6 protein-coding genes are annotated in these 5,428 nt (G+C 74.4%); 3 read left to right on the top strand and 3 right to left on the bottom strand.

Going from position 1 to position 5,428, the window contains the following annotated elements; all coding sequences use genetic code 11:
• Positions 1-152: 152 nt before the first annotated feature.
• On the bottom strand, positions 153-305 hold the full coding sequence (locus tag KS423_RS37470) for a hypothetical protein (protein ID WP_224284207.1): 153 nt from the start codon (positions 303-305) through the stop codon (positions 153-155).
• A 125-nt stretch (positions 306-430) separates the two neighbouring features.
• Between KS423_RS37470 and KS423_RS37465 the strand changes: the two genes are divergently transcribed.
• The 3 genes from KS423_RS37465 to KS423_RS37455 all read left to right on the top strand — a co-directional run bounded on the left by KS423_RS37465 (position 431) and on the right by KS423_RS37455 (position 3,719).
• The gene (locus KS423_RS37465; RefSeq protein ID WP_224284206.1) at positions 431-1,201 is read left to right on the top strand and encodes an MBL fold metallo-hydrolase; all 771 of its coding nucleotides are present in this window, start codon (positions 431-433) and stop codon (positions 1,199-1,201) included.
• A 176-nt stretch (positions 1,202-1,377) separates the two neighbouring features.
• The gene (locus KS423_RS37460) at positions 1,378-1,851 is read left to right on the top strand and encodes a hypothetical protein (RefSeq protein WP_224284205.1); all 474 of its coding nucleotides are present in this window, start codon (positions 1,378-1,380) and stop codon (positions 1,849-1,851) included.
• A 71-nt stretch (positions 1,852-1,922) separates the two neighbouring features.
• Positions 1,923-3,719 (top strand): beta-galactosidase family protein, encoded by a 1,797-nt coding sequence (locus tag KS423_RS37455; RefSeq protein WP_224284204.1) that lies wholly within the window; start codon positions 1,923-1,925, stop codon positions 3,717-3,719.
• A gap of 18 nt (positions 3,720-3,737) precedes the next feature.
• On the opposite strand, the gene KS423_RS37450 is transcribed toward KS423_RS37455, so the two are convergent.
• Both KS423_RS37450 and KS423_RS37445 read right to left on the bottom strand, forming a co-directional pair.
• The gene (locus KS423_RS37450; protein WP_374120098.1) at positions 3,738-5,054 is read right to left on the bottom strand and encodes an SLC13 family permease; all 1,317 of its coding nucleotides are present in this window, start codon (positions 5,052-5,054) and stop codon (positions 3,738-3,740) included.
• 69 nt (positions 5,055-5,123) lie between these two features.
• Complete coding sequence (locus KS423_RS37445; protein ID WP_308020289.1) at positions 5,124-5,258, bottom strand: DUF4253 domain-containing protein; 135 nt, start codon at positions 5,256-5,258, stop codon at positions 5,124-5,126.
• Between the last annotated feature and the right edge of the window lie 170 nt (positions 5,259-5,428).

Genomic DNA, 5,428 nt, shown 5'->3' with positions numbered 1-5,428 from the left:
CATCGCGACCCGGTATGACAAGAGCCCGGAAAGCTACCTCGCCGGCCTTCACCTCCGCGCCTCGATGATCTGGATCGATGATCTCCTGCTGACCACTGATTGATCACAACATCACACAGGCCCTAGGGGCGGGGGCCGGGCGGGCGAATCCGTCACGTATCGGTAGCGGCTGCCGGCTGCCGCCCGGCCAGGAAGGCATCGACGTCGTAGAACACGTCGTCGGGGGTCGTCCCGTGCGCCTTCGCCCGGGCATCCCGGAGGGCACGGTTCGCGGCGAGCCCGTCATCGGGCGACGGTCCGTTCATGTCCGCAGTCTGCCAGGGCCCTCCCGCGGATCACCGTGCGGGCCGGGCGCGGCGGCGGGCCGCCCGGGCCGGGGCCGGGACCGCTCGGGTTCGGCCGGTGGAACCACCCGTGAGAGCATCGGCCGGTGCGCAGACTGACGGTACTGGGGACGTGCGGCGCCTGGCCCGAGGCCGGGCGGAGCGCCAGCGGGTTCCTGCTGGAGTACGACGGGTTCCGGCTGGTGCTGGACCTCGGCTACGCGACGTTCCCGCGCTTGCTGGAGCACTGTGCCGACGGGAACGTCGACGCGGTGGTGATCACTCATGAGCACCCCGACCACTGCGCCGACCTCAGTCCGCTGTGCCGCGCGCGCTACTTCGCGCAGGAGCGGGGCGCCCGCCTGCCGCTGTACTGCACCCCCGGGGTGGTCGCACGGGTCCAGGCGATGGAACCGACCGAGGACCTGCTCGACGTCTTCGACGTGCACACGCTTCCCTCCAGCCACCGGGTGGGACCGTTCCGGCTCGATGCCGCACTGCTGCCGCATCACGTTCCGCACGCGGGAGTGCGGTTGACCGCGCCGGGTCTGACCCTGGCCTACAGCGGCGACGCGGGAGCGGACCCCGCTCTGGCCCGGCTGGCCGCGGGAGCGGATCTGTTCATCGCCGGAGCCACGCTCCAGGGCCCGTCCGCCGACGGCGGCGACCACCGCCTGATGAGTGCCGTGGAGGCCGGGACGTGGGCGGCCCGCTCCGGGGCCGAGCGCCTGCTCCTCACGCACTTCTGGCCCGGCAGCGACCGCACGCGCTCGATCGCCGACGCCCGGAGCCGGTTCCCGGGCGAGGTGATCGCAGCCGAGGAAGGCATGGTGCTCTCGTTCCAGGACCGCGGCGGAGCCCCTCGCCCGGCCCCGTGACGTCCCTCTCCTCGGACACGGCCGGAACGGCGGCGGCAGCGTGCCGGAAACGGGCCGTCGGTCGGGCGCTGCGCGTGGCGGCCCGTCCGACTACCGCACCCGCACCGCCGGGCGCAACACCGGCGCCCGCTCCCCCGCCCGGGCTCGTTGTCGCAGGTGGGCCCTAGATTCGGGGCATGAACGTTCCCGAAGTCATTCCGATCTGCCACGAACCCGGCTACCACACGGACACCATCGGCCGGTACGAGGGCGGCCAGTTCTACGCGAACATCGTCGCGACCCTTCCCGAGGACTGGAGCCACGACAACTGGCAGGCCGTGAAGCGCTGGCACGCCGTGCTGCACCGCTTCGACGAGGCGGGCGTCCACCTGGGCTCGCGCATCGAGTTCACCGGCACGACGGCGGACGGCGAGCGGCAGGCGATCACCGCGGCCGAGCTCCTGCTGAAGCAGTGGCTGGACGCCCTGCCGGGGCTCCACTGCCAGGACATCGTCATCGCGCCCTTCGAGGTCCGCTTCGAGGGCGCCCTGTTCGGCCTGGTCGTAGAGGTGGACGAGGACGAGGACGACGAGGAGGACCGCGTCCGGATGGAGCTCCACCCGGACGGCCTGGGCTTCGGCCCCCCATGGGACGGCTGCTACGACACCTGAGCGGCGACGGCCCGCGCGGCCCGTTCCTCGCTAGGCTCGGCGGTGCCAGGGTCTGCGGTGGGAAGGCGGGTGTGCGCGTGCTCGGGTACGACGCGGACGGGTTCGTGCGGGACGGGGCGCCGCACCGGGTGGTGGCCGGGGCGGTGCACTACTTCCGGGTGCATCCGCAGCTGTGGGAGGACCGGCTGCGGCGGGTGCGGGCGCTGGGGGTGAACACGGTGGACACCTACGTGCCGTGGAACTTCCACGAACTTCCCGACGGCACCGTGGACTTCACCGGCTGGCGGGACGTGGCACGCTTCGTGCGGCTGGCCGCCGGCCTGGGGCTGGACGTGATCCTGCGGCCGGGCCCGTACATCTGCGCGGAGTGGGAGTTCGGCGGGCTTCCGGCCCGGCTGCTGGCAGTGGACGGGCTGCGGCTGCGCTGCGCGGACCCGGCGTACCTGGCCGAGGTGGACGGCTGGTTCGACGCGCTGGTGCCCGAGTTGCTGCCGCTGCTGGCGAGCCGGGGCGGGCCGGTGGTGGCGATACAGGTGGAGAACGAGTACGGCAGTTACGGCGACGACGCCGTCTACCTCGCCCACCTGCGCGACGGCCTGGTAAGGCGCGGGGTGGACTGCCTGCTGTTCACCACCGACGGCGCCCACGACACCATGCAGCAGGGCGGCGCCATCCCCGGCCACCTGGCCACCGCGACCTTCGGCTCGCGCGCCCCCGAGCGTCTGGCGGTGCTCCGCCGCCACCAGGGCGAAGGCCCGCTGACCGCTATGGAGTTCTGGATCGGCTGGTTCGACCAGTGGGGCCTGCCCCACCACGTCCGCGACCCGAAGGAGACCGCCGCCTCACTGGACGAGCTGCTGGCCACCGGCGCCTCCGTCAGCCTCTACATGGCGCACGGCGGCACCAGCTTCGGCCTGTGGGCCGGCGCCAACCACAGCGGCGCCCACCCGCTGGACGCCGGCTACGAGCCGACCGTCACCAGCTACGACTATGACGCGCCGATCGGCGAGGCCGGCGAGCTGACCGAGAAGTTCCACGCCCTGCGCGAGGTCATCGGCCGCTACCTGCCCCTGCCGGACGGCGAACTGCCCGACCCACCGCAGCGGGTGGCACCGCAGCGGCTGGAACAGGCGCACGGGCGGGCGGCGCTGGCACAGGCCCTGGATGCGCTGTCACAGCCGCAGCGGCACGCCGCGCCGCTGCCGATGGAGCAGGTCGGCCAGGACCGCGGCCTGATCCACTACCGCACCCGCGTACCCGGACCGCGCCCCGAACTGCCGCTGCGCATCGACGGGTTGGCCGACCGGGCGCAGGTCTTCGCGGACGGGCGCCCGCTCGGGGTGCTGGAGCGCAACTCCCCCGGCGCGACGCTGGCGCTGGCCACCGGGCCCGACGGGGTCGTGCTGGACATCCTCGTCGAGGCGCTGGGCCGGGTGAACTACGGCCCGCAGATGGACGACCGCAAGGGCATCACCCGCGGCGTCTCGCACGGCCACCAGCGGCTCTTCGACTGGCAGATCCGGCCGCTGCCGCTGACCGACCTGTCCGCACTGCGTTTCACCGACGGCGTCGAGGCGGGCGACGGGCAGCCGGCGTTCCACCGCTTCACCGCCGAACTCCCCTCCCCCGCCGACGCGTTCGTCGCCCTGCCCGACTGGGGCCGCGGACTGCTGTGGCTCAACGGCTTCCTGCTCGGCCGCCACTGCTCCGCCGGCCCCCAGCACACCCTCTACGCCCCCGCCCCGCTGTGGCAGGCCGGTGCCAACGAGCTGGTCGTGCTGGAACTCGAACGGCACGGCACGGCTGTGGAGTTGCGTGACGAGCCGGACCTCGGCCCGGTCACGGCGGCACCCAGCTCCGAGTACTGAGGCACCCCCGGCACCCGGTCAGGCGCCGATCAGGCGCAGCGAGGCCCACAGGGCCAGGACGGCGGCGGTCAGGGTGGCCGGGACGGCGAGCAGGCCCAGGCGGGTGAACTCGCGCAGGTCCACCGGCACCCCGCGGTCGCGGACGATGCCGCGCCACAGCAGGGTGGCCAGCGATCCGGCGTAGCTGAGGTTGGGGCCGATGTTCACGCCGAGGAGGACGGCGAGGACGGCGCCGGGCCCGGCCGGGGCTGCCAGCGGTACCAGGGCGAGCGTGGCGGGCAGGTTGTTGATGACGTTGGCGAGGGCGGCGGCCAGGGCGGCGGTGCCGAGCAGGGCGGGCAGCGCGGTGCCGGACGGGATGAGGTGGGCCAGGCCGGTGGCCAGGCCGTTGTCGACGACGGCGCGCACCACGATGCCCAGGGCCAGGACGAACGCCAGGAACGGCAGGGCCGCCGAGCGCACCACCGTAGCAGCGGTGGCGTGGCCCCGGGCCAGGGCACGGACGGCGAGGACGGTGGCGCCGGCGGCCGCCGCCCAGGCCGGGTTGACGTCCAGCGCGGAGGCGACGACGAACCCGGCGAGCGTGCAGCCCACGGTGGCCAGGGCGAACAGCGGCATGGCGGGGGCCGGCCCGGTCTCGGGCGTCTCGGTCGGACGGGCGTCCAGGTCGGCGGCGAAGAAGCGGCGCAGCACCAGGTACTCGACGCCGACCGCGGCCAGCCACGGCAGCGTCATCAGGGCGGCGAAGCGGCCGAAGCTGAGGCCGCTGACGGTGAAGGCGAGCAGGTTGGTCAGGTTGGAGACCGGCAGCAGCAGCGAGGCCGTGTTCGACAGGTGGGCGCAGGCGTACAGGTGCGGCCCGGGCCGGGCGCCGAGGCGGGCTGCGGTGGCCAGCACGACCGGGGTGAGCAGCACGACGGTGGCGTCCAGGCTGAGCACCGCGGTGACCACCGAGGCGACGGTGAACACCTGGGCCAGCAGTCGGCGCGGGCGCCCGGCGGCGCTGCGCGCCATCCAGGCCCCGCAGGCGCGGAACAGCCCCTCGTCGTCGCAGAGCTTGGCCAGGACCAGGATGGCGGCCAGGAAGCCGATCACCGGCCCGAGGCGGGCGGCCTCGGCCGTCGCGTGCTCCAGTGGGACGGCGCCGGTCGCCACCAGCAGGGCGGCGGCCGGCACCGCGGCGGCGGCCTCCGGCCAGCCCCAGGGGCGGGCGACGGCGCAGATCAGGACGAGTACCAGCAGGCCTGCGGACAAGGCTTCGGCGCAGGCGGTGTTCAGGGCAGGCTCCTCGGGGGTGGTCGGTGCTCGGGCTCGGTTCGCGGCCCGGCGCAGCATGCCACACCGGCGGGCGGCCCGCGGACACCGGGCGGGTCCGTGCGCCCGGCGCCCGCCCCCGGGGTCAGATCAGTCCCACCAGAAGGACCACTGGTGGGCGCCGACCAGCTGCTCGGCGTACTCGGTGAGGGTGCCGGTGCCCTGGAAGACGAGGTCGGGGCAGAAGGCGGTGTGCTCGGCGGCGAGGTCCGGGTGCTCGGTCATGCGGCTCACCGTAGGGGCGGGCACCGACAACGGGCCGGCTCGGCGGCCCGTCAGGGCCCGGGGCGGCCCGGGCGCACGCCCGTACGCCCGTAGGCCCGCACGCCGGTACGCCCTGGGCTCCACCGGGGCACCGTCCTGCCGCCCCGCCGGCAGCAGGCCTGCGCCGCCCG

The organism is Streptomyces sp. LS1784 (assembly GCF_020103755.1).
Taxonomy (GTDB): domain Bacteria; phylum Actinomycetota; class Actinomycetes; order Streptomycetales; family Streptomycetaceae; genus Kitasatospora.
This window is presented reverse-complemented; position numbering and strand designations above follow the sequence as displayed.